Annotated in this window: 39 protein-coding genes; 36 read left to right on the top strand and 3 right to left on the bottom strand. The window is 47.4% G+C overall.

The window, feature by feature from the left end; translation table 11 throughout:
* Positions 1 to 6 precede the first annotated feature (6 nt).
* The 5 genes from INF30_RS04775 (at position 7) to INF30_RS04755 (ending at position 3,562) form a co-directional block, all read left to right on the top strand.
* Positions 7 to 309, top strand: a complete 303-nt coding sequence (locus tag INF30_RS04775) for a CBO2463/CBO2479 domain-containing protein (protein WP_083582632.1) — start codon at positions 7 to 9, stop codon at positions 307 to 309.
* Positions 306 to 1,031 (top strand): D-proline reductase (dithiol) protein PrdB, encoded by a 726-nt coding sequence (gene prdB / locus INF30_RS04770; RefSeq protein WP_083582634.1) that lies wholly within the window; start codon positions 306 to 308, stop codon positions 1,029 to 1,031. Before INF30_RS04775 ends, prdB begins: the two co-directional genes overlap by 4 nt.
* Positions 1,032 to 1,146: 115 nt before the next feature.
* On the top strand, positions 1,147 to 1,917 hold the full coding sequence (gene prdD / locus INF30_RS04765) for a proline reductase cluster protein PrdD (RefSeq protein ID WP_076780537.1): 771 nt from the start codon (positions 1,147 to 1,149) through the stop codon (positions 1,915 to 1,917).
* Between the two features lie 12 nt (positions 1,918 to 1,929).
* Complete coding sequence (locus INF30_RS04760; protein ID WP_076780539.1) at positions 1,930 to 2,406, top strand: glycine/sarcosine/betaine reductase component B subunit; 477 nt, start codon at positions 1,930 to 1,932, stop codon at positions 2,404 to 2,406.
* Positions 2,407 to 2,914: 508 nt separating this feature from the next.
* A complete protein-coding gene (locus tag INF30_RS04755; protein WP_226394496.1) occupies positions 2,915 to 3,562 on the top strand; it encodes a YcxB family protein in 648 nt (215 codons plus the stop codon).
* Between the two features lie 71 nt (positions 3,563 to 3,633).
* On the opposite strand, the gene INF30_RS04750 is transcribed toward INF30_RS04755, so the two are convergent.
* The 3 genes from INF30_RS04750 to INF30_RS04740 all read right to left on the bottom strand — a co-directional run bounded on the left by INF30_RS04750 (position 3,634) and on the right by INF30_RS04740 (position 7,232).
* A complete protein-coding gene (locus tag INF30_RS04750; protein ID WP_226394384.1) occupies positions 3,634 to 4,566 on the bottom strand; it encodes a permease in 933 nt (310 codons plus the stop codon).
* A 200-nt stretch (positions 4,567 to 4,766) separates the two neighbouring features.
* On the bottom strand, positions 4,767 to 6,140 hold the full coding sequence (locus tag INF30_RS04745; protein ID WP_226394383.1) for a sodium-dependent transporter: 1,374 nt from the start codon (positions 6,138 to 6,140) through the stop codon (positions 4,767 to 4,769).
* A gap of 219 nt (positions 6,141 to 6,359) precedes the next feature.
* Positions 6,360 to 7,232, bottom strand: coding sequence for a LysR family transcriptional regulator (locus INF30_RS04740; RefSeq protein WP_226394382.1), 873 nt, complete (start codon positions 7,230 to 7,232; stop codon positions 6,360 to 6,362).
* A gap of 407 nt (positions 7,233 to 7,639) precedes the next feature.
* Here INF30_RS04740 and rpsJ point away from each other — a divergent pair, with 407 nt between their 5' ends.
* The 31 genes from rpsJ (at position 7,640) to INF30_RS04585 (ending at position 24,101) form a co-directional block, all read left to right on the top strand.
* A complete protein-coding gene (gene rpsJ, locus INF30_RS04735) occupies positions 7,640 to 7,957 on the top strand; it encodes a 30S ribosomal protein S10 (RefSeq protein WP_076780546.1) in 318 nt (105 codons plus the stop codon).
* Positions 7,958 to 8,045: 88 nt separating this feature from the next.
* A complete protein-coding gene (gene rplC / locus INF30_RS04730) occupies positions 8,046 to 8,729 on the top strand; it encodes a 50S ribosomal protein L3 (RefSeq protein ID WP_076780547.1) in 684 nt (227 codons plus the stop codon).
* Positions 8,730 to 8,757: 28 nt separating this feature from the next.
* The gene (gene rplD, locus INF30_RS04725) at positions 8,758 to 9,378 is read left to right on the top strand and encodes a 50S ribosomal protein L4 (RefSeq protein WP_076780549.1); all 621 of its coding nucleotides are present in this window, start codon (positions 8,758 to 8,760) and stop codon (positions 9,376 to 9,378) included.
* Entirely contained in the window at positions 9,378 to 9,683 is a 306-nt protein-coding gene (rplW, locus tag INF30_RS04720) for a 50S ribosomal protein L23 (RefSeq protein ID WP_076780551.1), read from the top strand. Before rplD ends, rplW begins: the two co-directional genes overlap by 1 nt.
* A 314-nt stretch (positions 9,684 to 9,997) precedes the next feature.
* The gene (gene rplB / locus INF30_RS04715; protein WP_076780553.1) at positions 9,998 to 10,840 is read left to right on the top strand and encodes a 50S ribosomal protein L2; all 843 of its coding nucleotides are present in this window, start codon (positions 9,998 to 10,000) and stop codon (positions 10,838 to 10,840) included.
* Between the two features lie 25 nt (positions 10,841 to 10,865).
* Complete coding sequence (gene rpsS / locus INF30_RS04710; protein WP_076780555.1) at positions 10,866 to 11,147, top strand: 30S ribosomal protein S19; 282 nt, start codon at positions 10,866 to 10,868, stop codon at positions 11,145 to 11,147.
* Positions 11,148 to 11,177: 30 nt separating this feature from the next.
* The gene (gene rplV / locus INF30_RS04705; protein ID WP_076780556.1) at positions 11,178 to 11,564 is read left to right on the top strand and encodes a 50S ribosomal protein L22; all 387 of its coding nucleotides are present in this window, start codon (positions 11,178 to 11,180) and stop codon (positions 11,562 to 11,564) included.
* Between the two features lie 10 nt (positions 11,565 to 11,574).
* A complete protein-coding gene (rpsC, locus tag INF30_RS04700) occupies positions 11,575 to 12,231 on the top strand; it encodes a 30S ribosomal protein S3 (protein ID WP_076780558.1) in 657 nt (218 codons plus the stop codon).
* On the top strand, positions 12,231 to 12,668 hold the full coding sequence (gene rplP / locus INF30_RS04695; RefSeq protein WP_033124779.1) for a 50S ribosomal protein L16: 438 nt from the start codon (positions 12,231 to 12,233) through the stop codon (positions 12,666 to 12,668). The genes rpsC and rplP overlap by 1 nt, the downstream gene beginning before the upstream one ends.
* Positions 12,658 to 12,861, top strand: coding sequence for a 50S ribosomal protein L29 (gene rpmC, locus INF30_RS04690; protein WP_076780560.1), 204 nt, complete (start codon positions 12,658 to 12,660; stop codon positions 12,859 to 12,861). Before rplP ends, rpmC begins: the two co-directional genes overlap by 11 nt.
* 35 nt (positions 12,862 to 12,896) lie before the next feature.
* The gene (gene rpsQ, locus INF30_RS04685; RefSeq protein ID WP_076780562.1) at positions 12,897 to 13,151 is read left to right on the top strand and encodes a 30S ribosomal protein S17; all 255 of its coding nucleotides are present in this window, start codon (positions 12,897 to 12,899) and stop codon (positions 13,149 to 13,151) included.
* A 19-nt stretch (positions 13,152 to 13,170) separates the two neighbouring features.
* Positions 13,171 to 13,539 carry a 50S ribosomal protein L14 gene (gene rplN / locus INF30_RS04680; protein WP_033124782.1) on the top strand — a complete coding sequence of 123 codons (369 nt, stop codon included), beginning with the start codon at positions 13,171 to 13,173 and terminating at the stop codon, positions 13,537 to 13,539.
* A gap of 17 nt (positions 13,540 to 13,556) precedes the next feature.
* Positions 13,557 to 13,868: a 50S ribosomal protein L24 gene (gene rplX, locus INF30_RS04675; protein ID WP_033124783.1), complete on the top strand. Its 312-nt coding sequence runs from the start codon at positions 13,557 to 13,559 to the stop codon at positions 13,866 to 13,868.
* Positions 13,869 to 13,893: 25 nt separating this feature from the next.
* Positions 13,894 to 14,433 carry a 50S ribosomal protein L5 gene (rplE, locus tag INF30_RS04670; protein WP_076780563.1) on the top strand — a complete coding sequence of 180 codons (540 nt, stop codon included), beginning with the start codon at positions 13,894 to 13,896 and terminating at the stop codon, positions 14,431 to 14,433.
* Between the two features lie 11 nt (positions 14,434 to 14,444).
* Entirely contained in the window at positions 14,445 to 14,630 is a 186-nt protein-coding gene (locus tag INF30_RS04665; protein WP_016220062.1) for a type Z 30S ribosomal protein S14, read from the top strand.
* Positions 14,631 to 14,645: 15 nt separating this feature from the next.
* On the top strand, positions 14,646 to 15,047 hold the full coding sequence (gene rpsH / locus INF30_RS04660; RefSeq protein ID WP_226394381.1) for a 30S ribosomal protein S8: 402 nt from the start codon (positions 14,646 to 14,648) through the stop codon (positions 15,045 to 15,047).
* A 279-nt stretch (positions 15,048 to 15,326) separates the two neighbouring features.
* The gene (rplF, locus tag INF30_RS04655) at positions 15,327 to 15,869 is read left to right on the top strand and encodes a 50S ribosomal protein L6 (RefSeq protein WP_076780567.1); all 543 of its coding nucleotides are present in this window, start codon (positions 15,327 to 15,329) and stop codon (positions 15,867 to 15,869) included.
* Positions 15,870 to 15,886: 17 nt separating this feature from the next.
* Positions 15,887 to 16,255, top strand: a complete 369-nt coding sequence (rplR, locus tag INF30_RS04650; protein ID WP_033124787.1) for a 50S ribosomal protein L18 — start codon at positions 15,887 to 15,889, stop codon at positions 16,253 to 16,255.
* A gap of 15 nt (positions 16,256 to 16,270) precedes the next feature.
* A complete protein-coding gene (gene rpsE / locus INF30_RS04645) occupies positions 16,271 to 16,780 on the top strand; it encodes a 30S ribosomal protein S5 (RefSeq protein WP_226394380.1) in 510 nt (169 codons plus the stop codon).
* A 14-nt stretch (positions 16,781 to 16,794) separates the two neighbouring features.
* A complete protein-coding gene (rpmD, locus tag INF30_RS04640; RefSeq protein ID WP_076780570.1) occupies positions 16,795 to 16,974 on the top strand; it encodes a 50S ribosomal protein L30 in 180 nt (59 codons plus the stop codon).
* A 27-nt stretch (positions 16,975 to 17,001) separates the two neighbouring features.
* Positions 17,002 to 17,442 carry a 50S ribosomal protein L15 gene (gene rplO / locus INF30_RS04635; protein ID WP_076780571.1) on the top strand — a complete coding sequence of 147 codons (441 nt, stop codon included), beginning with the start codon at positions 17,002 to 17,004 and terminating at the stop codon, positions 17,440 to 17,442.
* On the top strand, positions 17,442 to 18,758 hold the full coding sequence (gene secY / locus INF30_RS04630; protein WP_226394379.1) for a preprotein translocase subunit SecY: 1,317 nt from the start codon (positions 17,442 to 17,444) through the stop codon (positions 18,756 to 18,758). The genes rplO and secY overlap by 1 nt, the downstream gene beginning before the upstream one ends.
* A 138-nt stretch (positions 18,759 to 18,896) precedes the next feature.
* Complete coding sequence (locus INF30_RS04625) at positions 18,897 to 19,541, top strand: adenylate kinase (RefSeq protein WP_226394378.1); 645 nt, start codon at positions 18,897 to 18,899, stop codon at positions 19,539 to 19,541.
* A 4-nt stretch (positions 19,542 to 19,545) separates the two neighbouring features.
* Entirely contained in the window at positions 19,546 to 20,331 is a 786-nt protein-coding gene (map, locus tag INF30_RS04620) for a type I methionyl aminopeptidase (RefSeq protein ID WP_076780577.1), read from the top strand.
* On the top strand, positions 20,318 to 20,581 hold the full coding sequence (locus INF30_RS04615) for a KOW domain-containing RNA-binding protein (RefSeq protein WP_076780579.1): 264 nt from the start codon (positions 20,318 to 20,320) through the stop codon (positions 20,579 to 20,581). The genes map and INF30_RS04615 overlap by 14 nt, the downstream gene beginning before the upstream one ends.
* A gap of 6 nt (positions 20,582 to 20,587) precedes the next feature.
* Positions 20,588 to 20,806 carry a translation initiation factor IF-1 gene (gene infA / locus INF30_RS04610; protein WP_004607275.1) on the top strand — a complete coding sequence of 73 codons (219 nt, stop codon included), beginning with the start codon at positions 20,588 to 20,590 and terminating at the stop codon, positions 20,804 to 20,806.
* A 167-nt stretch (positions 20,807 to 20,973) separates the two neighbouring features.
* The gene (gene rpmJ / locus INF30_RS04605; protein ID WP_003022746.1) at positions 20,974 to 21,087 is read left to right on the top strand and encodes a 50S ribosomal protein L36; all 114 of its coding nucleotides are present in this window, start codon (positions 20,974 to 20,976) and stop codon (positions 21,085 to 21,087) included.
* Between the two features lie 315 nt (positions 21,088 to 21,402).
* A complete protein-coding gene (rpsM, locus tag INF30_RS04600) occupies positions 21,403 to 21,771 on the top strand; it encodes a 30S ribosomal protein S13 (RefSeq protein ID WP_076780581.1) in 369 nt (122 codons plus the stop codon).
* A 224-nt stretch (positions 21,772 to 21,995) separates the two neighbouring features.
* The gene (rpsK, locus tag INF30_RS04595) at positions 21,996 to 22,391 is read left to right on the top strand and encodes a 30S ribosomal protein S11 (RefSeq protein WP_033124796.1); all 396 of its coding nucleotides are present in this window, start codon (positions 21,996 to 21,998) and stop codon (positions 22,389 to 22,391) included.
* A 97-nt stretch (positions 22,392 to 22,488) separates the two neighbouring features.
* Positions 22,489 to 23,082: a 30S ribosomal protein S4 gene (rpsD, locus tag INF30_RS04590; protein WP_076780583.1), complete on the top strand. Its 594-nt coding sequence runs from the start codon at positions 22,489 to 22,491 to the stop codon at positions 23,080 to 23,082.
* A 59-nt stretch (positions 23,083 to 23,141) separates the two neighbouring features.
* Positions 23,142 to 24,101 carry a DNA-directed RNA polymerase subunit alpha gene (locus INF30_RS04585; RefSeq protein ID WP_033124798.1) on the top strand — a complete coding sequence of 320 codons (960 nt, stop codon included), beginning with the start codon at positions 23,142 to 23,144 and terminating at the stop codon, positions 24,099 to 24,101.
* Positions 24,102 to 24,167: the final 66 nt, after the last annotated feature.

Genomic DNA, 24,167 nt, shown 5'->3' with positions numbered 1-24,167 from the left:
GGTTTCATGAATAACGAACGCTTGCACTATGGCGACAGGATCATTTACATGGAAGGCGTTGTCGTGGATGTTGACGATTGCAGCATCAGCGTGGATCTGAAAGGACGTCTTGGATTCTTCAAGGCTCCGAAGCGGATGTTCATATGCGACACAGAGCCGAAAGTGGGACAGGAGTTTGGATGGAACATGAGTTTTCCGGAGCAGCTCGGTCCTGAAGTAAATGAGAAATATGTCAGCAATATAGAGAAAGAACGACGCAATCAGGAAAAGATGCGTGGACAATTGGAGAATAAGGAGGTTTCAAAATGAGTTTAACGGTTGTTAAAGGTTTACAATCTGAAATTTTCGTTCCTATTACTCCTCCTGCAGTATGGGCGCCTGTTACAAAAGAGCTGAAAGATATGTCAATCGCTCTTGCAACAGCGGCTGGTGTTCATAAGAAATCACAGGAGAGATTTAATCTTGCCGGTGACTTCACATGGAGAAAGATAGAGAACACAACACCATCCAGCGAGCTGATGGTATCACACGGTGGATATGACAACAGTGATGTTAACAAAGACATCAATTGTATGTTCCCCATCGACAGAATTCATGAACTTGCAGCAGAAGGATTTATCAGAGCTTGCGCTCCGGTACATGCAGGTTTCATGGGCGGCGGCGGAAACCAGGAGAAGTTCAAACACGAGACTGGTCCGGCTATCGCTAAAATGTTTACAGAAGAGGATGTTGACGCAGTAATCCTCACCGCTGGCTGAGGTACCTGCCACCGCTCTGCAGTACTGGTGCAGAGAGCGATTGAAGAGGCTGGAATTCCTACAATCATTATTGCAGCTCTTCCTCCGGTTGTACGTCAGACCGGAACTCCTCGTGCGGTAGCTCCGTTAGTACCTATGGGTGCTAATGCGGGTGGTCCTCACAACGTAGAACAGCAGACACAGATCGTAAAAGCTACTCTTGAGCAGTTAATCAAGATCCAGACACCTGGAACGATCGTACCGCTGCCGTATGAATACGTTGCTAAGATCTAATATTTGAGATATTGGATTAAACGCTAGACAGGATTTTAAGGGCAGATGTTTTAGCATCTGCCCTTTTTGTAAAAATGAGATGTTAACATTATAACAATGTAACGGAGGTGGAAAAATGCCAGAACAGGTAAAAGATTTACGCCGCCTTGTGATCAAAGCATTCCATATGACTGATGTGGAGTGGGGAGAGCACAACGATATCACGGTGGATGGGCACATGACTGTCAGCAAAGAGATGCTGGACGGGCTTGCTGCTGAGGAGAAAGACTGTATCGAGAAGATCGATATTCAGATCATCAAACCGGGAGATCACGACCGCTGGACAAATACGATCATGGATATCATTCCGATTTCCACAAAAGTTCTCGGAAAGATCGGAGAGGGCATCACCCACACAGTCACAGGAGTATATGTGATCCTGACTGGTGTAGATACAGTTGGAAAACAGTGCCACGAATTCGGATCTTCTGAGGGAAATCTGAAGGATCAGCTTTATCTGAACAGAGCAGGAACACCGGGTGACGATGACTATATCATCTCCTTTGATGTTACGCTGAAAGAGGGAATGGGACAGGAGAGACCCGGCCCGACAGCCGCTCACAGAGCGTGTGATAAGTTTATCCAGACATACCGCGAGAAGCTGAAGAAATTCAAGGGCGAAAAATGCACAGAGCGCCACGAGTACCACGATATCGTGAGACCTGGCAAGAAGAGAGTACTTATTGTAAAACAGGTGGCCGGACAGGGCGCTATGTACGATACGCATCTGTTTGCGAAAGAGCCATCAGGTGTGGAAGGCGGACGTTCCATCATAGATATGGGCAATATGCCGATCCTTGTTACGCCCAATGAATACAGAGACGGAATTATCCGTTCCATGCAGTAGGAGGTGAACAGTATGGGTATCGGACCATCAACAAAAGAAACATCACTTCATCATTTCAGAGACCCGCTTCTGGATGTGGTTTCTCAGGACACGGACGTGGATCTGATGGGTATTGTCATTGTGGGAACACCGGACGATAACGTAGATAAAATGCTTGTGGGAACAAGAACAGCTGTGTGGGCAGAAGCCATGCGCGCGGACGGTGTGATTATTTCCTCCGACGGCTGGGGAAACAGCGATGTGGACTTTACAAATACATGCGAGCAGCTTGGTACAAGGGGAATAGCTGTTACTGGTCTGAACTTCAGTGGTACAGTGGCCCAGTTTGTCGTTACCAACGATTATCTGGACGGTATCATCGATATCAATAAGAGCGCGGACGGCACAGAGACCAATGTGGTTGGGGAAAACAATATGGTTGAGCTGGACTGCAAGAAAGCGCTTGCGCTGCTGAAACTCAAGATGAGAAAGATGGAGCAGCACAGATAAATTTTAAACCATGGAAAAACAGAAAAGAAAAAGCACGACATCTGCTCATGTCGTGCCCTTTCTTCTTGGTATGTCATTGAGAGGTTTTTCCTCGTTGCATTGCAGTTTGTATGTATATATACAAAGCTGGGGAAAAGTCTCTCCTTATGGAGAAAAAAGTATATATAAATTGTAGCTCTCCAGTGCAGGATCATTCTTGGGGAAAACGGTCGGCACTGGATTAACTGCAACTGCAACCTTTATTAAGATCGGGTTAACTATAGCACAAGATGGCCCGGGTGTCAAGACACCTGGAGAAGGTGGGGAAAAATTGTATGTTTATACAAATAAAGTGTATTGTCAGATGCTGAATTTGTATAAATTTAATAAAGTGACGTATTATCACTTTATCAGACAAAAGCGACGGCAGACCGCACTTTCTGTAGGCATATGCCCGGAGATGTGGTATAATATCCACGAGACGGCAATCCTGTCGAAACGAAAGGGAGGAATAGAGAAATTGGAAGAAGTGAAAATGGAGCAGCAGACGGCGGCCGATCCGCGGAAGAACCGGTATGTGGTGGACATCCGGCGGGACAAGGCCATGATGATGAAATATATCAAATTCTATAACCGGGTGAAACACCCGCGTGTCACCTTCAACCTGGTTATGACGGGCATCCTGCTGGCGCTTGTGCCGACTCTGGTAAAGAATATGGCGCTGCCCGGCGTGATCGTCTGCTACGGCGTGGGCGCCCTGCTTGTTGCGACGGGACTGTTCCGGCAGTATCTGGCGCTTGGCACGATGAGAGGGGACCCGGCGGTGAAGGAAAACGAGGAGCTCACCTACCTGTTCGGCAATACAGGCGTGCGGGTGCGGCAGAACGGGTCTGTGGACAATATGGGTTACTACAAGACGATCTACCGGATCTGGGAGGATGAAAAGACATACTACGTAGGTATGAACGAGGACGATCTGCTGATCCTGCCGAAGGCAAATTTTACCGAAGGTGAGGAGAGGGAATTTAAGGAGTTTATCCTTGAGAAGAGCGGCGCGGATTACCGCTGGCTGCCTGTGGGGCTCTGGAACCGGTTTAAGAACTTTGGAATGCAGATACGCGGCCACATCACGCGGATGCGGATCGAGGCGCAGGAGAGAGAAAAAGAAAGAAGATAAGAAAAAGGTTCTGTGTGGGATGACCACGCAGAACCTTTTTTTCTTTCAATATGCAGTTTTTATGAGTCTGCTTACGCTGCAGAACCTTTCTTGATAGCGTCGTGCAGGTACAGGAATGCTGTGATGTAAACGATAACAGCGATAACCTTTGTAAGTACGTCAAGCGGCAGACTGGATACGAAAGCGTATGCGCAGTAAACGCCGATGGCTCCAAAGATAGCCTGTGTCCAGCATGCAACCATGTCGTATCTTCCCTGAGCGATGAACTTCGGGCCATTGCCGAATGCCATCAGGTATGCGCAGGAACCCATCATAGCGGGGAATGCGCATCCGGCATCCATACCAAGAGCCAGAACCATAGCCATACAAGGAGCGTACAGACCAACGCCGATGCTCATCAGAGCGCCGAAGATGAAGTTGCCGACAACAGCGATCACGAGCTTCGCTCCACGAAGTCCGAGCTCTGTACCGATCGTACCGAACGGTCCGATGGCCATAACCTTCATCAGGATCACGGTAGCCAGGATGAACAGACCTATGAACAGTGCGTAACGAACTTTCTTTCTGTCGAACTTTGTTACGATGTCAGCCATTACGAAGGATCCGACTACGGAAGCAACCAGCATCAGAACCAGTGTCAGGATATCCATATCTACGAAACCGAAGAACAGGAAAGCCTCCACACATACAGGAACAGTGTCGCCTACGTTCAGAGTACCGGGAACCAGGATATCGTCTACAGACTTCGTCAGCTTAAAGGAAGCAGATGACGGAGCGAAGGAACCGATTCCAAGGGTATCCAGGAAGTTCGCTACAAAACCGGTGATGATCGTTGCGACAAGGTTCTTCGGCTGTTTACCTCTCTGCCACAGTTCCTCGCCGGTTAAACCGATTTCAGGGTCTTTCTCAGGGTTGGCGCGGAGCTCTTTGTTCTTGCGGATCATCAGAACAATGTTCAGGATGATACCGATCACGCATAACCCTTTCATGATGTACATTGCCATAAAAACATCCCTCCAGATTATGAATAAAAATTGTTTCAGAGCCCGCCCCCCTAAAGCTACCCCCGATTATAGCGGAGGCGAACCCGGTTATCACTGCCATTGTATCATCAAAAAATTAACAAGTCAACTGAAACTGAGCATTCTGTCTAATTTGAGCGATAAAAACAAACGCCTGATTGTTCAAATTACTGCTTCCGCTCTTATTTGATGAAGCCGAACACGGTCAGCAGGATGATGATCATGAAGAAGGGAACCACGAAGACGGTCAGGAACTTTTCATAGGTGTTCACATGGCCGAACTTTCCGTCGTTGGTGGCCTCCTTCTCGTAGTTCTTAAAGCCCCATACTTTCGCGATGAAGATGCAGACGAGGATGCAGCCGATGGGCATTAGGAGGTAGGCTGTGAAGGTGTCCAGCCAGTCGTAGATGCCCAGGGTCTTGAAGCCGCCTGCATCGATCCAGGGAAGCTTCACACCGCTTAAGAGCCCAAAACCGAGGGAGGCGAAGATGTTGCCGATGCCGACGATGACAGCCGTCGTGACGGAGGCCTTCAGCCGTCCCATGTGCAGGTTATCCTCAAAGGTGCGCACAGAGATCTCGAAGAAGCTGAACAGCGAGGAGATCACGGCGAAGAGGATGGCCAGGAAGAAGCAGAAGCCGATGATCCGGCCGCCCGGCAGTTTCTCAAAGATGTCCGTCATGACATTGAACACAAGACTGGGGCCTGCGGACTCGATGTCCACGCCGCCGGAAAAGGCGGAGGGAACGATGACGAAGCCGGCCAGGATCGCGGCGGCCGTGTCAAAGACGGAGACCATGACTGCGTCGCTCTTCAGGTTGTTCTGCTTGGGGATGTTGGCGCCCAGGGTCACATAGAGGCCCCAGCCGATGCCCACGGAGAACAGCACCTGCGTCGCTGCCTGGGCGAAGGTGGTGAAACTGAACTTGCTGAAATCAGGAAGCAGGTAATACTTCACGCCCTCGATGGCGTTCTCATTTACAAAGAAGGCCCAGATGCCGCAGATGATGAGCAGGGCAAAGAGGAGCGGCAGCATGACCTTGGAGATCTTCTCCACAATGTTGGTGATGCCGAAATACAGAAGCACCGAGACGAACAGAAGGAGGATCATGGCCCAGACGATGGGCTCTACGGTCGAGGAGGTGAAGCTGTCGAAATAGGCCTGCTTGTCAGCGCCGAAGTCGCCGCCTGTGAGATACTGGAACGCGTACTTGGCAACCCAGCCTCCCACAACGACGTAGTACATGTTGATCATCAGAGTGCAGACATTGGCCATCCAGCCTGCAAAGCCCCACTTTTTGTTGATGCGCTGGAAGGCGCTGACCGCATCCTTGCCTGTATAGCGGCCGATGGCAGTCTCCATCTGTACCATGGGATGACCGATCAGTGCTACCACGATGATGTAGACCACAAGAAATACACCACCGCCCCCCTGGTAGGCAAGATAGGGGAATCTCCAGATGTTTCCAAGGCCGATCGCAGCGCCGGCGGCAACCATGAGGTAGCCAAATCGGGAGCCCCATTGACGAGTTTCCTGGTTTGTCTGATTACTCATAAAGATACTTCCTTTCTTTCGGGAGTTGGCTGTTTCTGCCTTCTGTGCCTCCCTTGATCGAGGGAGAAAATAAAAAAACGGCACTCTCAGCATTTGCGAGAGCACCGTTACATCTCAATCCTCCCTTCTAGTATATGATGAAAAGAGGCGAGATGTCAATAAAAACATGAAAAAAGTTAATGCCAGCATTAGAATAACTAATGTTTTGCGCGCAAAAGATCAGTCATCCAGAAGAAAGCTTTTTGCGTATTCCAGAAAGATCCTGGAAGCAGGAGAGAGGTCATCGTAGGAAGAGTAGCCCAGCCCAAGCCGGCGGAAGGAGCGCGGCTCCAGCCTGCGTTTTACAAAGCTGCCGGTCTGCCCCCGCAGGAGGAGGCCGGGGAGGATGGTGATGCCCAGTCCGTGCTCCACCATGGAGAGGACAGAGAACTCGTTGATGGAGAGAAAGCGGATGTCAGGTCTGATGTGAAATTCCTTCAGGATCCTGTAGATGTCGCTGCCAGGCGCATATTCTGTCGTGACAAAGGGAGCGCCGCTGAATTTTTCCATGGGGACAGAGCTGCAGCCTTCGAGATGATGACCCTTGGGGAGAACAGCGAAAAGCTCATCGTCCATGACCGGCAGAAACTGAAAATGATGTCCCTCCTGGTGGCTGAGGAATCCAATGTCCACCCGGCGCTCCTGGATCCAGTCCGGAAGGTCGTCCTCGGCCCCCTCTATGACCTTGAAGACGATATTCGGGTGGCTCTCCCTGAATTTCTGGATGATCTCCGGGATCCAGTGGATAGAGCAGCTTAAGTATGTACCGATCGTTATGGTGCCGGTGGGAGTCCCCTTCAGAGAGGATATCTCCTGGCGGACAACCTCATCCGCACTGAGGAGTGCCCGGACGGAGGGGATCAGAGACTGAGCTTCGGGGGTCAGGACGGCGCCCTTCTTTCCTTTTATAAAGAGCGAAAAACCGACCTCCTTCTCCAGGGCTTTCATCATCTGTGTGACGCCGGACTGGGTGTAGCCCAGGGCCTCGCCCGCCCGGGTGAAGCTGCCGTAGTCGTCAACAGCCAGCATAACTTTCCATCTTTTGATATCCATAACTTGCTTTCCTTCTATATATAATGTATTTTAATAGGGTGCCATGATAGTAAATGGTAGAGGATGAGAGGGAAAAAAACAAGTAAAATATCTATATAAGATGAATTATTAAAAAAAAGTAAAAAAACACTTGAAAACACAAGGCATTTCATATATAATAAAACGGCTGTGACATGATAGCTGTGAAGCGTGAGGTTGCCGCCCCGGCAAAGTCATAAGTGAGGGCGGGTTTTCCGTGGAGCGAATGTCAAGTTAGGAAACTGGCGACAAGTCACTGTACGAAACTACTATAACAGCTGCTGAGATGCAGTAACAACGTGCGTGTTTCTCACGACACACACGGGAGAGTGTACAGTCACCGCTTGTCGTACTGAAAACAAAAGTACGAAAAGGAGGCGACTTTTTTTATGGCAAGTCAAGTAATGAGAATCACACTCAAAGCGTATGATCATCAGCTTGTTGATGCATCCGCGAAAAAGATCATCGAAACTGTAAAGAAAAATGGAGCAAAGGTGAGCGGACCTGTACCGCTTCCGACAAAGAAGGAAGTAGTTACGATCCTGCGTGCTGTTCACAAGTACAAAGACTCCAGAGAACAGTTCGAGCAGAGAACTCACAAAAGACTGATTGATATCATCACACCGACACAGAAAACAGTAGACGCTCTGTCAAGACTGGAGATGCCGGCTGGTGTTTATATTGATATCAAAATGAAGAGCAAATAAGCTCTGCATCAATCACAAAAGCAGTATTCCTAAAATTTAGGATGAACACCAAAAGGTGTTCCGCTGTAAATCACAGGAGGTATTTATAATGAAGAAAGCTATCTTAGCTACAAAAGTCGGAATGACACAGATCTTCAACGAAGACGGCGTGCTGACACCTGTAACAGTTCTTCAGGCTGGTCCTTGTGTAGTAACACAGGTTAAGACAGTTGAAAACGACGGTTACGATGCAGTTCAGGTTGGATTTGTTGACAAGAAAGACAAGATCATCAACAAAGATAAAAGCGGCAAGAAAGAGATCGTTCACCGCCACGGCCTGACAAAGGCTGAGCAGGGACATTTCGCAAAGGCCGGTGTTTCTGGAAAGAGATACGTAAAAGAGTTCAGATTTGAGAACGCACAGGAGTATGCTCCGGCACAGGAGATCAAGGCTGACATCTTTGAGGTTGGCGATAAAGTAGACGCTACAGCAATCTCCAAAGGTAAAGGTTTCCAGGGCGCGATCAAGAGACACGGACAGCACAGAGGACCCATGGCTCATGGTTCCAAGTTCCACCGTCACGCAGGTTCCAACGGAGCTGCATCTGATCCGAGCAAGGTGTTCAAGGGCAAGAAGATGCCTGGACAGATGGGGAACAAGAAGATCACAATTCAGAATCTTGAGGTTGTGCGTGTAGACGCAGAGAACAACCTGCTGCTCATCAAGGGTTCTGTACCGGGACCGAAGAAATCTCTGGTAACTATTAAAGAAACAGTGAAAGCTGCTAACTAGTTTTTGCGAGGAAGGAGGAACACTTAAGATGGCAAACGTATCTGTTTACAATATCGAAGGTAAAGAAGTTGGTACGATCGACTTGAACGATGCTGTATTCGGCGTGGAAGTAAATGACCACCTGGTACACATGGCAGTTGTAAGCCAGCTTGCAAATAATCGTCAGGGAACACAGAAAGCGAAGACTCGCTCAGAGGTTTCCGGTGGCGGAAGAAAACCGTGGAGGCAGAAGGGAACAGGTCACGCAAGACAGGGTTCAACAAGAGCTCCCCAGTGGACAGGCGGCGGCGTAGTATTCGCACCGGTTCCGAGAGATTACTCTTTCAAAATGAACAGAAAAGAGAAGAGAGCTGCTCTCAAGTCTGCACTTTCTGCTAAGGTTGCGGAGAACAAGTTCATCGTTATCGATGAGATCGCATTTGCAGATCACAAGACAAAGAACTTTGCAAATGTTCTGAAGAACCTGGATGTGAAGAAAGCATTAGTCGTATTAGAAGACGGAAATACAAACGCTGAGATTTCTGCAAAGAATATCGCTGATGTAAAGACCACAAAGACAAATACAATTAATGTGTACGACATCTTAAAATACAACACAGTGATCACAACAAAAGCTGCTGTTGCTAGTATCGAGGAGGTGTACGCATAATGGCTGATATCAAATATTATGATGTAATCCTTAAACCAGTAGTGACTGAGAAGAGTATGGAGCTGATGGGCGAGAAGAAATATACATTCCTCGTACACACAGAGGCTACAAAATCTCAGATCAAAGAGGCCGTTGAGAAGATGTTCGCCGGAACAAAAGTTAAGAGCGTGAACACCATGAACAACGAAGGAAAGAGAAGAAGAGTCCGCGGAACCATGCAGTTCGGCAAGACAGCAAAGACAAAGAAAGCTGTCGTTCAGCTGACAGAGGAGAGCGCTGACATTGAGATTTTCGAGGGGTTATAAGACTTGCTGAAGGCGAGCGATAGCGAAGGCTGAAGCTTAGTCGGACCCCGTTCGCGAAACTTGGCGAGGTGCTTTCGAGCCTAGTTGAGCGAACCTGTAAATCCATTGCGGATAACTCCAATGGATCCACAGCGATAAGCAGCGTGACCTCGGGACCTGCGGTCCCTCAGTCGCGTTACACGCTCAAATTATTTCGCATAAGCCTGCTCACGCAAGCGTGGCAGTCTTATCCGCAATAATTCTCACTCTGCTTATCGCGGATATACGGTGCAATTCCGTGACACAAATAATTAGCATTGAAAGGAGAAGCAATCATGGGAATTAAAACCTATAACCCATATACGCCTTCCAGAAGACAGATGACTGGATCTGATTTCGCTGAAATCACAAAGACGACTCCAGAGAAATCTCTGCTTGCTTCCAAGAGCAGCCAGGCAGGACGTAATAATCAGGGAAAGATTACAGTAAGACACCGCGGAGGCGGAGCTAAGAGAAAATACAGGATCATCGATTTCAAGAGAAGAAAAGATGGTATCCAGGCTACAGTAGTTGGTATTGAGTACGATCCGAACAGATCTGCAAACATCGCGCTGATCTGCTACGAGGATGGTGAGAAAGCATACATCCTGGCACCCCAGGGACTGACAGATGGCATGAAAGTCATGAACGGACCTGAGGCTGAGGTAAGAGTAGGAAACTGCCTGCCGCTTTCACGCATCCCGGTTGGTACACAGATCCACAACATTGAGCTTTACCCGGGCAAGGGCGGACAGCTTGTTCGTTCCGCTGGAAACAGCGCCCAGTTAATGGCTAAAGAAGGAAAATATGCAACCCTCAGACTTCCATCTGGTGAAATGAGAATGGTTCCGATCGAGTGCCGCGCATCTATCGGTGTGGTAGGAAACGGAGATCACAACCTGATCAACATCGGTAAAGCGGGACGTAAACGCTACATGGGCTTCCGCCCTACAGTGCGCGGTTCTGTTATGAACCCGAATGACCATCCGCACGGTGGTGGTGAAGGTAAGACCGGTATCGGCCGTCCGGGTCCGTGTACACCTTGGGGCAAACCGGCTCTTGGTCTTAAGACCCGCAAGAAGAATAAACATTCTAACAAGCTGATCGTAAGAAGACGTGACGGTAAAGGAATCAAATAAATAGTTTCACAAGGAGGTAGAACTAATGGCTCGTTCACTTAAAAAAGGACCATTCGCAGACGCAAGCCTGCTTAAAAAGATCGATGCAATGAACGCATCCGGAGAGAAGTCCGTTATCAAGACATGGTCTCGCCGTTCTACGATCTTCCCGAGCATGGTAGGACACACGATCGCCGTTCATGACGGAAGAAAACATGTGCCGGTATATGTGACGGAAGATATGGTTGGACACAAACTCGGTGAGTTCGTAGCAACCAGAACATACAGAGGACATGGAAAAGACGAAAAGAAATCAAGAGTGAGATAAATAAGGCTAATTTGAAAGGAGGGTTCATCCATGGCAAAAGGACATAGATCCCAGATCAAGAGAGAGAGAAATGCTAACAAGGACACAAGACCTTCAGCAAAGTTATCCTATGCTAGGGTTTCTGTTCAGAAAGCATGCTTCGTACTGGACGCCATCAGAGGTAAGGATGTAACAACAGCACTTGGAATTTTAACTTACAATCCAAGATATGCTTCAAGTATTATAAAGAAACTGTTAGAGTCAGCAATCGCAAATGCTGAGAACAACAATGGTATGAATGCTGAGAACCTTTATATTGCAGAGGCTTATGCAAATAAGGGACCAACAATGAAGAGAATCAGACCTAGAGCACAGGGCAGGGCTTACAGGATCGAGAAGAGAATGAGCCACATCACACTTGTGCTTGATGAAAGATAAGGAGGGTATTATGGGACAGAAAGTTAATCCTCATGGTTTAAGAGTCGGCATTATCAAAGATTGGGACTCCAGATGGTACGCAGAGAAAGATTTCGCTGACAATCTTGTAGAGGACCATGAAATCAGAACATTTCTGAAGAAGAGATTATACAGCGCAGGCATTTCCAGAATCGAGATCGAGAGAGCATCTGACCGCGTGAAGATCATTGTCTACACAGCAAAACCGGGCGTAGTTATCGGTAAGGGCGGCTCCGAGATCGAGAAAGTGAAAGGCGAGCTTGCAAAATATACAGACAAGAAACTGGTTGTAGACATCAAAGAAGTGAAGAGACCGGACAAAGACGCGCAGCTGGTAGCTGAGAACATCGCCCAGCAGCTTGAGAACCGTATCTCCTTCAGACGTGCAATGAAGTCCTGTATGTCCAGGACAATGAAGGCTGGCGCTCTTGGAGTTAAGACTTCCGTATCAGGACGTCTTGGCGGAGCAGATATGGCCCGTACAGAGTTCTACAGCGAGGGAACAATCCCTCTTCAGACACTGAGAGCAGACATTGACTACGGATTTGCCGAGGCAGACACAACTTACGGAAAAGTTGGCGTAAAAGTTTGGGTCTACAAAGGCGAGGTTCTTCCGGAAAAGGCAGCAAAGGAAGGGAGCGATAAATAATGTTAATGCCAAAAAGAGTAAAACGTCGTAAACAGTTCCGTGGCTCCATGAAAGGAAAAGCGCTTCGTGGAAACACGCTTTCATATGGTGAATATGGTATCGTTGCAACAGAGCCCTGCTGGATCAAATCAAACCAGATCGAGGCTGCCCGTATCGCTATGACACGTTACATCAAGCGTGGCGGTAAAGTATGGATTAAGATATTCCCAGATAAACCAGTAACTACAAAACCAGCTGAAACACGTATGGGTTCCGGTAAAGGTACCCTGGAATACTGGGTGGCAGTTGTAAAACCGGGACGCGTAATGTTCGAGATCGCAGGCGTACCTGAGGAAGTGGCAAGAGAAGCTCTTCGCCTGGCAACACACAAGTTACCTTGTAAATGTAAAGTCGTTTCTCGCGCAGACTTAGAAGGCGGTGATAACAGTGAAAATTAATGCATTTGTAGAAGATTTAAGAACAAAATCAGCTGCAGAGCTGAACGAAGAATTAGTAGCTGCTAAAAAGGAACTTTTCAACTTACGGTTCCAGAACGCAACAAACCAGCTGGACAACACCAGCAGAATCAAAGAAGTTAGAAAGAACATCGCAAGGATCCAGACTGTGATCACAGAAAAGAGCAATGCCTAGCTTTTTGAGTAAAACGCAGAGAAAGGAGTAACACCGTGGAAAGAAATCTTAGAAAGACACGTGTTGGTAAAGTAGTCAGCAACAAGATGGACAAGACGATCGTAGTTGCTGTTGAAGACAATGTAAAACATCCACTTTACGGAAAAATCGTAAAGAGAACTTATAAGCTGAAAGCCCACGATGAAGCAAACGAGTGCAGCATCGGCGATAAGGTAAAAGTTATGGAGACAAGGCCGCTGTCCAAGGATAAGAGATGGAGACTTGTCGAGATCATGGAAAAAGTGAAATAGTATAAGGAGGGAAACCTGCATGATACAGCAAGAAAGCAGACTGAAAGTAGCAGACAATACAGGTGCGAAAGAGTTACTCTGCATCCGTGTGCTTGGCGGTTCCACAAGAAGATATGCGAGCATCGGCGATGTGATCGTTGCTTCCGTTAAAGATGCAACACCAGGCGGCGTTGTAAAAAAAGGCGATGTAGTTAAGGCTGTAGTTGTACGTACTGTAAAAGGTACTCGCCGTAAAGATGGTTCCTACATCCGTTTCGACGAGAACGCTGCTGTAATTATTAAAGAAGACAAAAACCCAAGAGGAACCCGTATCTTCGGGCCCGTTGCAAGGGAGCTTCGTGACAAACAGTTTATGAAGATCGTTTCCCTGGCTCCGGAAGTACTTTAAGGAGGTGCGAGAATAAGATGTCAACTATGAAGATCAAAAAGGGCGATATGGTTAAGGTTATTGCTGGAAAAGACAAAGACAAAGAAGGCAAAGTTATCGCTGTTAATCAGAAAGACGGTACAGTTCTCGTTGAGGGTATCAACATGCTGACAAAACACACAAAACCGAGTGTTTCCAATCAGAATGGCGGTATCGTTCATCAGGAAGGACCTATTGATATTTCTAACGTAATGTACATCCACAAAGGAAAAGCTACAAGAGTAGGGTTCAAGATGGATGGCGACAAGAAAGTCCGCGTTGCAAAGTCAACAGGCGAAGTAATCGATTAATTGTTGAGGAAGGAGGTCCAGTGCTTTGAGCAGACTGAAAGAACAGTACCAGAACGAGATCATCGACGCGATGAACAAAAAGTTTGGTTATAAAAATATCATGGAAGTGCCGAAGCTCGACAAGGTTGTTATCAACATGGGCGTAGGCGAGGCAAAAGACAATCACAAAGTTTTAGAGTCAGCGGTTGCTGACCTGGAGAAGATCACAGGACAGAAAGCAGTGATCTGCAAGGCCAAGAAATCTGTGGCAAACTTCAAGATCAGAGAGGGTATGCCGATCGGATGCAAGGTTACTTTAAGAGGAGAGAAGATGTATGAGTTCGTTGACCGTCTCATCAATCTTGCCCTTCCCCGTGTACGTGACTTCAGAGGTGTAAACCCGAACGCGTTTGACGGAAGAGGTAACTACGCTCTCGGTATCAAAGAGCAGCTCATCTTCCCGGAGATCGAGTACGATAAGGTTGACAAAGTGAGAGGTATGGACATCATCTTTGTAACCACTGCAAAGACAGACGAAGAGGCTCGCGAGCTGTTAAAACAGTTCAACATGCCGTTTACAAAATAAGGAGGTAAATTATGGCTAAGACAGCAATGAAAATCAAACAGCAGCGCAAGCAGAAATTCTCCACAAGAGAATACAACCGCTGCAGGATCTGCGGTCGTCCGCACGCATATTTGAGAAAATATGGTATCTGCCGTGTTTGCTTCCGCGAACTGGCATACAAAGGACAGATCCCGGGTGTGAAAAAGGCAAGTTGGTAAAGGAGGAAGCAATCCATGACTATGAGTGATCCTATTGCAGATATGCTTACAAGAATCCGTAATGCAAACACTGCAAAACACGATACAGTAGATATCCCCGCATCCAAGATGAAGGTCGCTATTGCAGACATCTTATACAATGAGGGATATATTGCAAAATACGAGATCGTAGAGGACGGCGCGTTCAGCACGATCCGTGTGACATTAAAATATGGCGCAGATAAGAACGAGAAAGTCATCTCCGGACTGAAGAGAATCTCCAAGCCGGGTCTGCGTGTATACGCCAGCAGCGAGGAGCTTCCCAAGGTTCTCGGTGGACTGGGAACAGCGATCATCTCCACAAACCAGGGCGTGATCACTGACAGAGAAGCAAGAAAACTGGGCGTAGGCGGAGAAGTTCTGGCTTTCGTTTGGTAGGCACTGAACACTTGGTGAAAGCAAGCCGTAAGGCGCAGCTTGAACCTAGTGAGAAGGCCGTTCTTCGAGCGGAGCGAGAAGAACATCCTTATAAAAAATAAATGAGCATGCGGGGAAGAGGACACACTACGGCCACTAGGCTCGTGAGGGACCTCGCCAAGTGGGCCGAGTGCACTTTCGCACTAAGCTCGTAAAAAACCTCGCTAAGTGCTCAATGTGACTGAAAACAGAGCAGGCTAAAGCATCTGCTCCGAAAATTTAAGTTAAGGAGGACATGGTATGTCACGTATAGGAAGACTGCCAATTACAATCCCGGCAGGCGTAACTGTTGAGATTGCAGAGAATAACAAAGTGACCGTTAAAGGTCCTAAGGGAACTCTTGAGAAAGAGCTTCCGGTTGAAATGGAAATTAAGCAGGAGGGAGATCAGATCGTTGTCACAAGACCGAACGACCTGAAGAAGATGAAATCCCTTCACGGCCTGACAAGAACACTGATCAACAACATGGTTGTTGGTGTTACTGAAGGATACAAGAAAGTCCTGGAAGTAAACGGTGTTGGTTACAGGGCTGCAAAAGCCGGAAATAAGCTGACACTCAGCTTAGGATACTCTCATCCGGTAGAAATGACCGATCCGGAAGGCGTTGAGACTGTTGTGGAAGGCCAGAACAAGATCACTGTCCAGGGAATTGACAAAGAGAAAGTTGGCCAGTATGCGGCTGAGATCAGAGACAAGAGAAGACCGGAGCCATACAAGGGCAAAGGTATCAAGTATGCCGATGAAGTTATCAGACGTAAAGTTGGTAAGACTGGTAAGAAATAAATAAGGAGAGTGTGAAAATGGTTAGCAAGAAATCAAGAACAGAAGTACGTGTTAAAAAGCACAGAAAGTTACGTAACCGTTTAAGCGGTACACCTGAATGCCCACGTTTAGCCGTATTCAGAAGCAATAATCATATGTATGCACAGATTATTGATGATGTGGCAGGGAACACTCTGGTTGCAGCTTCCACTCTTCAGAAAGATGTGAAAGCAAACCTTGAGAAGACCAATAATGTTGAAGCAGCAGCTGCTCTGGGAAAAGTGATCGCAGAGAAGGCTCTGGAGAAGGGCATCAAGGAAGTCGTATTCGACAGAGGCGGATTTGTATATCACGGAAAGATCCAGGCACTTGCAGACGCAGCTCGTGAAGCTGGACTGGAATTCTAGGAAGGGAGAACACACATGAAACAGGAACGTATTGATGCTAGTCAGTTAGAATTAAATGAAAAAGTAGTGTCAATTAAGCGTGTAACCAAGGTTGTTAAGGGTGGCCGCAACATGAGATTTACTGCTCTTGTAGTTGTAGGCGATGGTAACGGCCATGTGGGCGCAGGCTTAGGAAAGGCAGCTGAGATCCCGGAAGCGATCCGCAAAGGAAAAGAAGATGCAGCAAAGAAACTGATCAAAGTGGCACTGGACGAGAACGGAAGTATCACACATGATCAGATCGGTAAATTCGGAAGCGCATCCGTGCTTCTGAAGACAGCTCCGGACGGTACCGGAGTGATCGCCGGAGGTCCGGCGCGTGCTGTCATCGAGATGGCAGGAATCAAGAACATCCGTACAAAATCTCTTGGCTCCAACAACAAGCAGAATGTTGTGCTTGCTACGATCGAGGGATTAAAGGAAGTAAAGACACCTGAAGAGGTATCAAAGCTTCGCGGTAAATCCATTGAGGAAATCTTAGGCTAAGGAGGCAGATAAAAATGGCAGATTTAAAGATTACTTTAGTAAAATCTACGATCGGTGCTGTGCCGAAGCATAAGAAAACAGTAGAAGCTTTAGGACTGAAAAAGACTGGAAAGACAGTTGTTTTACCGGACAATGCAGCTACAAGAGGCATGGTAAAACAGGTGCAGCATTTAGTAAAGGTAGAAGAAGTTTAGACTATCAAGAAGTAAGGAGGTGTCATAATGGACTTATCAAATTTAAGACCTGCTGACGGGGCAAAACAGAGCAACAACTTCAGAAGAGGACGTGGACATGGCTCCGGAAACGGCAAGACTGCCGGAAAGGGACACAAGGGACAGAAGGCCCGTTCAGGCGGCACAAGACCAGGTTTTGAAGGTGGACAGATGCCATTATATAGAAGAATACCGAAAAGAGGTTTCACAAACAGAAACAGCAAGACAATTGTTGGTATCAATGTGAGCGCTCTCGAAGTATTTGAAAACGATGCAGTTGTGTCTGTAGATACACTGATCGAGAAGGGCATTGTAAAAAATCCTAAGGACGGCGTAAAGATCCTTGGAAACGGTGAACTGACAAAGAAACTTACAGTTCAGGCAAATGCATTCAGCGCAGGTGCAGCTGCTAAAATAGAGGCTCTTGGTGGAAAAGCAGAGGTGATCTAATGTTTCAGACAGTGAGAAGGGCATTTCAGATTGCGGATATCAGAAAAAAGATCCTGTATACGCTCATGATGCTGATTGTGATCAGGATTGGATCTGAGCTGCCCACACCTGGTGTGGATCCGGATTTCATCCAGGACTTCTTTGCACAGAACACTGGTGAGGCGTTTAACTTTTTTAACGCCATCACCGGTGGTTCCTTTGAACAGATGTCCGTACTTGCTCTGAGCATCACACCATACATTACATCATCCATCATTATGCAGCTTCTGACCATCGCGATTCCGAAACTGGAGGAGATGCATAAGGATGGGGAAGACGGACGAAAGAAGATCGCGGCTATTACCCGTTATCTGACGGTCGTCCTGGCACTGATCCAGTCAACAGCTATGGCAGTTGGATTTGGACGTCAGGGACTTCTCAAAGAGTTCAACTTTGTCAATGCAGCTATCGTTGTACTGACATTGACAGCCGGAAGTGCTTTCCTTATGTGGGTCGGTGAGAGAATCACAGAAAAGGGTGTCGGAAACGGTATCTCCATTGTGCTGGTGATCAATATTATCTCCCGTATCCCCAGCGACATGGCTACTCTTTATGAGCAGTTTGTGAAAGGGAAGAGTCTTGCATCAGGCGGTTTGGCAGCGCTGATCATCCTTGCGATCATTCTGGCGCTTGTCGTTTTCGTTATTTTCCTGCAGGATGGACAGAGAAGGATTGCTGTGCAGTATTCCCAGAAAATGCAGGGACGCAGAATGTTTGGTGGACAGTCCACCTACATTCCGCTCCGTGTGAATACTGCAGGTGTGATCCCGATCATCTTCGCATCCTCACTGATGCAGACGCCGATCCTGATCGTGACCTTCCTTGGAAAAGGCGATGGGGATGGCATTGGAAGTGAGATCCTCCGCGGACTGAACCAGTCAAACTGGTGTAATCCGCAGCAGCTCCAGTATTCATGGGGCCTGGTGGTATATATCATCCTGACCGTGTTTTTTGCTTATTTCTATACATCCATTACCTTTAATCCAATGGAGATCGCAAATAACATGAAGAAGAGCGGTGGATTTATTCCCGGTATCCGTCCGGGAAAACCAACAGTTGAATATCTCACGAAGATCTTAAATTACATCATCTTTATCGGCGCATGTGGACTGATTCTTGTGCAGATCGTGCCTATTTTCTTTAACGGATGGCTGGGAGCAAATGTTTCCTTTGGCGGCACATCTCTGATCATCATTGTCAGTGTTATACTGGAGACGATCAAACAGATCGAGTCACAGATGCTGGTACGCAATTATAAAGGATTTTTAAATAGTTAAGCCCCTGCGTGGGCTGTGTCCAAAGTGATCTGCCAGGGTGCATTTTGTGCATCGCTGGCGCTCACGCCGGGCATGTTTCAGTTTTAAACTCGCGGAAAATTTTTCGCGGGTTAAAATGCTATAAGGAGGAAGTGACATATGAAAATTATTATGTTAGGTGCACCTGGAGCTGGAAAAGGAACCCAGGCAAAAAAGATCGCTGCAAAATATGAGATCCCTCACATTTCCACCGGTGATATTTTCAGGGCAAATATCAAGAACGGCACAGAGCTTGGCAAAAAGGCAAAGACATACATGGATCAGGGACTTCTGGTTCCAGATGAGCTGGTTGTGGATCTGGTTGTAGACCGTGTGAACCAGGATGACTGCAAGAACGGCTATGTTCTGGACGGCTTCCCGAGAACGATCCCCCAGGCAGAGGCTCTCACAGAGGCTCTGGCAAAGATGGGACAGAAGATGGATTACGCTATCGATGTGAATGTGCCGGACGAGAATATCGTTCGCCGTATGGGCGGAAGAAGAGCCTGCGTTGGCTGCGGCGCTACATACCATGTAGAGTATGCCCCCACAAAGAAGGAAGGGATCTGTGATGTGTGCGGCGCAGAGCTGATCTTAAGAGACGATGACAAGCCGGAGACCGTGCAGAAGAGATTGAATGTGTACCATGAGCAGACTCAGCCGTTGATCGACTATTACACAGAGGCAGGCATTCTGAAGACGGTGGATGGAACACTAGATATCGACGATGTATTCCAGGCAATTGTGGACATTTTAGGAGCGTAAGAGCATGCCGATTACGATAAAATCACCCAGAGAGATCGAGCTTATGACGGAAGCGGGCAGGATCCTTGAGGCTGTCCACAATGAACTGGCAAAAGAGCTTCGTCCGGGAATGAGTACCCTGGAGATAGATAAGATCGGGGAGGAGCTGATACGCAGCCACGGCTGCGTGCCCTCCTTCCTGAACTACAACGGATATCCGGCCTCCATCTGCGTCTCTGTGAACGAGGAAGTGGTTCACGGCATACCCAGCCCCCACCGCTTCATCCGAGAGGGAGATATCGTGAGTCTGGACGCCGGAGTCATCTACAAAGGCTACCACTCCGATGCCGCCAGGACATACGGCATCGGGCATATCAGCGAGGATGCGCAGAGACTGATCGATGTGACAAGGGAATGCTTTTTTGAAGGTATAAAGTACGCAAAAGAAGGCAATCATCTATTTGATATATCGTCTGCCATCGGCAGATATGCCAGCGAGAGGGGCTACGGTGTAGTGAGAGACCTGTGCGGCCACGGGATCGGCACAAATCTTCACGAATCGCCGGAGATACCCAACTACGAGCAGGGAAGGAAAGGGGTTCTCCTCAAAGAGGGCATGACCCTGGCTATTGAGCCCATGATCAATGCGGGAACATGGGAGGTGGAGTGGCTGGACGATGACTGGACCGTTGTCACAAAGGACCATTCCCTGTCTGCCCATTACGAGAACACTGTGCTGATCACAAAAGGGGAGCCGGTGCTGCTGTCCCTGTCAGGTTATGGAGAGAGGAAAAAGGATGGACAGATATAAGGCAGGAATGCTGGCCAGATCACTGGCGGGACATGACACAGGAAAAATGTATGTTATAATGGAAAGTGACAGTGCATATGTTTATCTGGCAGATGGAATGCTCCGCTCAGTAGACCGGCCGAAAAGGAAGAAAAAGAAGCATGTACAGCCTGTCTGTACCAGGTATGAGGCGGCCCCGCTGGACGATGTGGCCGTAAAAAGGATACTGAAAAACTACTTGAACCAGGAAAAAGGAAAACAGGAGGATTAAGGAGACATGTCAAAAGCTGACGTTATCGAAATCGAAGGAACCGTAGTAGAGAAACTGCCAAACGCAATGTTCCAGGTAGAACTGGAGAACGGACACCAGGTGCTGGCTCATATCAGCGGAAAGCTGCGTATGAATTTTATCAAGATCCTGCCGGGAGACAAAGTGACACTGGAGCTGTCACCCTATGACCTCTCAAAGGGAAGGATCATCTGGAGAGACAAATAAAAGCTGTAAAATTATCTTAGAAACAACCGGAAAATCTATTGACTTTGCTTGAACGGTAGTGCTATACTATATAGGCGCGTTTCCCGGGGATTTTTATGCCTTGTTACGGGATTTCCGGTAAAAGCGCCTTGGAACCAAGCAGGCAGTGGATGAAAGGAGGATTTGACGTGAAGGTTAGATCATCAGTAAAACCAATTTGCGAGAAATGCAAAGTAATCAAGAGAAAAGGAAGCATTCGCATTATCTGCGAGAACCCAAAGCATAAACAGCGTCAGGGTTAATTTGGGCGGCTGATAGTATGACACGCCAGGGTGTGTGTGCAGTGTTCGTACTATTTAATATACATGAAACACCGAGAGAGTGTGGATGTTCCACAGGGGTTTCTAGTATATTGCTTACAATACCGGCGGTCATTAGCCGATGAGGAGTCGGCTGCCGGAAAGGGCGTGAATACCGACACGCCTGGGCTGGGATATCGGAGCGCGGGAGAAATGTCCTTGAGATATGTGCTCTGGTAGGGAACAGGAGAGGATCCAGTACCCGCAGCCTCAATTTAGGACAATATTAAACAACAAAGATCAATGGAGGAAAATCACATGGCTCGTATTGCAGGTGTAGACTTACCAAGAGACAAACGTGTAGAAATCGGACTGACCTATATTTACGGTATCGGAAGACCGAGCGCAACACGTATTCTGAAAGAAGCAGGAGTAGATCCTGACATCCGCTGCAGAGATCTGACAGATGAGGATGTAAAGAAGATCAGCGCAGTGATCGACGAGACACAGATGGTAGAAGGCGACCTGAGAAGAGAGATCGCGCTGAACATCAAGAGATTACAGGAGATCGGATGCTACAGAGGTATCCGTCATAGAAAAGGACTCCCGGTTCGTGGACAGAAGACAAAGACAAACGCAAGAACAAGAAAAGGTCCTAAGAGAACAGTTGCTAATAAAAAGAAGTAGGCCGAAAGCAGCTTGATGAGGGCGAGCAATGGCGAAGCCCGAATTTTAGCGCGAGGCCGTTCGCGAATCTTAGCGAAAGCAAACTCGAAGAGTGCAGCTTGAGCATAGTTGAGCGAACCCTCTGCACGATGAAAGTGTATGAGTATTTCTTTGTTCAGGCCGCGGGTCTGAACTACCTTATAAAAGTCAAACAACGCAAATTTCAAGAAAGTAGGTTAGTTTAAATGGCAAAGAAAGTTACAAAGAAAGTGACAAAGAAACGTGTCAAGAAAAACGTTGAACACGGACAAGCACATATCCAGTCATCTTTTAACAATACAATCGTAACATTAACAGATGCACAGGGAAATGCTCTGTCATGGGCAAGTGCTGGTGGTCTGGGATTTAGAGGTTCAAGGAAATCTACTCCGTATGCAGCACAGATGGCAGCTGAGACTGCAGCAAAAGCAGCTCTGGTACACGGCTTAAAGACAGTAGATGTTATGGTAAAAGGACCTGGTTCAGGAAGAGAGGCAGCAATCCGTGCCCTTCAGGCATGTGGAATTGACGTTACAAGCATCAGAGACGTAACACCGGTTCCCCACAACGGATGCCGTCCGCCGAAACGCAGAAGAGTCTAGTCTTCGGATTGTGTTTCAGGTTTAATAGAAGAGATATTAACAATAGAAACAATGAATTGGATTTCATATCCCTAGAAATCAGGAGGAAAACGAAAACATGGCAGTAAACAGAGTTCCGGTTCTTAAAAGATGCCGTTCACTTGGCATGGACCCAGTCTATTTAGGAATTGATAAAAAGTCTAACAGACAGTTAAAAAGATCAAACAGAAAGATGAGTGAGTACGGACTGCAGCTCCGCGAGAAGCAGAAAGCAAAATTCATCTACGGCGTTCTTGAGAAACCTTTCAGAAACTACTATAAGAAGGCAAAACAGCAGAAGGGTATGACAGGTACAAACCTGATGGTTCTTCTGGAGTCCAGACTTGACAATGTAGTGTTCCGCATGGGGCTTGCAAGAACACGCCGCGAGGCAAGACAGATCGTAGATCACAAGCACGTACTGGTTAACGGTAAGCAGGTAAACATTCCTTCTTATCTTGTTAAAGCAGGCGATGTGATCGAGATCAAAGAGAAATGCAAAGGTTCCCAGAGATACAAAGATATCATCGAGGTTACAGGCGGCCGTCTTGTACCTGCGTGGATCGATGTTGACCATGAGGCTCTTAAGGGAACTGTAAAAGAACTTCCGACACGCGATGAGATTGACGTTCCTGTAGACGAGATGCTGATCGTCGAGTTGTATTCTAAATAATTAATTTAGAAAAGTATTAACCCTCAGTAAATTATCAGCCCATAAGGAGGGACTATATAGTGTTTGATTTTAATAAACCAAATATTGAAATTACAGAAATGTCAGAAGATAAGAGATATGGAAGATTTGTAGTAGAACCTCTTGAGAGAGGTTATGGTACAACGCTTGGAAATTCTCTTAGAAGGATCATGCTCTCCTCTCTTCCCGGAGCTGCTATCAGCCAGGTGAAGATCGATGGTGTGTTGCATGAATTCAGTTCTATCCCGGGTGTGAAGGAAGATGTGACAGAGATTATCATGAATTTGAAGTCCCTGGCTATAAAGAATACATCTGAGACAGATGAACCAAAGACAGCCTACATTGAATTTGAAGGTGAAGGTGTCGTAACTGGTGCTGATATACAAGCGGACTCAGACATTGAGATCATGAATCCGGAGACTGTCATCGCTACGTTAAATGGCGGCGCAGACAGCAAACTTTACATGGAACTGACTATCACAAAGGGCAGAGGATATGTAAGTTCAGATAAGAACAAGAATGAGGATCTTCCTATTGCGGTTATTCCTATTGACTCTATCTACACACCTGTAGAGAGAGTAAACCTTACGGTTGAGAATACCCGTGTGGGACAGATCACAGACTTTGATAAACTGACACTTGATGTGTGGACAAATGGCACACTTCATCCGGACGAGGCAGTCAGCCTTGCCGCAAAGGTTCTCAGCGAGCATCTGAAGCTGTTCATCGATCTCTCTGAAGTGGCACAGGCCGCTGAAGTTATGATCGAGAAAGAAGACGATGAGAAAGAGAAAGTTCTTGAGATGAGCATCGATGAACTTGAACTTTCCGTGCGCTCCTACAACTGTCTGAAGCGCGCAGGCATCAACACAGTGGAAGAGCTGACAAACCGCACCCCCGAGGACATGATGAAGGTCCGCAACCTGGGACGCAAATCCCTGGAAGAAGTGCTGGCAAAATTAAAAGAACTCGGCTTAGAGCTGAGCCAGGGCGAGGAGTAAGCCGTCAGTAAGCCCAAAGATGCATGGCGGCGGCATTTGGCTAGTAAGCCCGAAGATGCATAACCA

It is taken from the genome of Claveliimonas monacensis (assembly GCF_014982975.1).
Classification (GTDB): Bacteria; Bacillota; Clostridia; order Lachnospirales; family Lachnospiraceae; genus Claveliimonas; species Claveliimonas monacensis.
Note: the sequence above shows the minus strand (reverse complement) of the source record. Positions and strands in the feature narration are given on the sequence as shown.